The organism is Mycobacterium sp. E3247 (assembly GCF_001667785.1).
Lineage (GTDB): Bacteria > Actinomycetota > Actinomycetes > Mycobacteriales > Mycobacteriaceae > Mycobacterium.
Genome location: NZ_LZJG01000147.1, coordinates 1 through 1,369 on the forward strand (window position 1 = coordinate 1; position 1,369 = coordinate 1,369).

Annotated in this window: 3 protein-coding genes; all 3 read right to left on the bottom strand. The window is 67.6% G+C overall.

The window, feature by feature from the left end; all coding sequences use genetic code 11:
- On the bottom strand, positions 1–533 hold a 533-nt coding region (locus A9X04_RS07730), incomplete at its 3' end, for a nitroreductase family protein (protein ID WP_067919058.1).
- Positions 534–678: 145 nt separating this feature from the next.
- A complete protein-coding gene (locus A9X04_RS07735; RefSeq protein ID WP_067919056.1) occupies positions 679–1,026 on the bottom strand; it encodes a hypothetical protein in 348 nt (115 codons plus the stop codon).
- A gap of 76 nt (positions 1,027–1,102) precedes the next feature.
- The coding region (locus A9X04_RS07740) for an OB-fold nucleic acid binding domain-containing protein (protein ID WP_156764260.1) at positions 1,103–1,369 on the bottom strand (267 nt) is incomplete at its 5' end.

The following is a 1,369-nucleotide window of genomic DNA, read 5'->3' on the forward strand; positions in this document are numbered from 1 at the left end:
TAGGGGATGCCCAGCACGTCGGCCACCTGCTGCTCGCCGTCGCGGAGCAGGTGCAGCGTCGTCCAGCACGAGCCCAGCCCGCGGGAGCGCAGCGCCAGGCAGAAACTCCAGACCGCCGGGAACAGCGAGGCCCAGAACGACACCCCACCCACGGGGCTCTGGTCGTCGCGGCCTTCGATGCAGGGCATCAACAGCACCGGCGCCTCGTGCATGTGCTCGGCGAGGTAGGTCGCGGAGTCGCGCACCTTGCCCATCCGCTCGCCGCGGGTGTCCCCCTCGCCGTATTGCGGCGCCGGCGCGCTCAGGTAGTCGCGGGCGTTGGCCAGGTACACGTCGGCGATCGCCTTCTTCTTCTCGGCGTCCTCGACGAACACCCACTGCCAGCCTTGCGAATTGGAGCCCGTGGGCGCCTGCAGCGCGAGTTCGAGGCATTCCATCAACACCTCGCGTCCGACCGGCTTGTCGAAGTCCAGGCGTTTGCGGACCGAGCGGGTGGTGGTGAGGACTTCGTCGACGGACAAGTTGAGGGTCATGCTTGGAGACTACCGAGGCGGTTGATGGCCGCCCCTACGGCGTCTCAGGCACCGAGCGTGCATCCTCGGTGAAAATTCGGCCAAAATTGCGCAGTCAGTGCACGTTCGACGCGGAAGCGCCGTCGTCTCGTCGCGCTCGGTCGGGTCAGGGCGGGGGCGGCGGGGTTGGCTGGTCGGGCGGAATCGCCCCGCCGCAGCCACCGGGCGGTGGCGGACCCGGGAGGGGTTCGTCGCCACCGACGCAGTCGTAGTAGAACTGGGGGCCGACGATCCAGGTCTTCATCCACTGGTGCCAAAACGACCCGTCGGGGTACTTCTCGCCGTCGCACACGGCCAAATTGCCGTAACCCCATCGACCGCCCGGGCAGTAGCCCTTCGTCATGTCGGGCTGGTGCGGGTCGGGCGGATCGGCGCTGGCAACCGCGATTGGAAGAACAAGCGCCGCAGCACAACCCAGCATCGCAGCGCCAAGGCGACTACGGTTGAATGTCATTTCGACTCCCTAATCTGGATAAGCCGCAGCGATGAGGCGATAGTTTACGGCGCATGCGGATGGGCGATGTCGATTTCTAGCGAAAGTCGCGGGACTTCGACCCGACGGCCAGGGTGATGCGGCCCAGCCGCTCGGCGACGACGGTGACAGCGCCGCTGGCGTTTTGGACCTGGCCGCGCACCAGCATCGCCGGCGCACTGTTGGCCAGCTTGCGGTGCCGCGCCCACACCGCAGGCGTGCAGAGCACGTTGACCATTCCCGTCTCATCCTCGAGGTTGAGAAACGTCACCCCCTGGGCCGTCCCGGGCCGCTGCCGGTGGGTCACCGCGCCGGCGATCAGCAC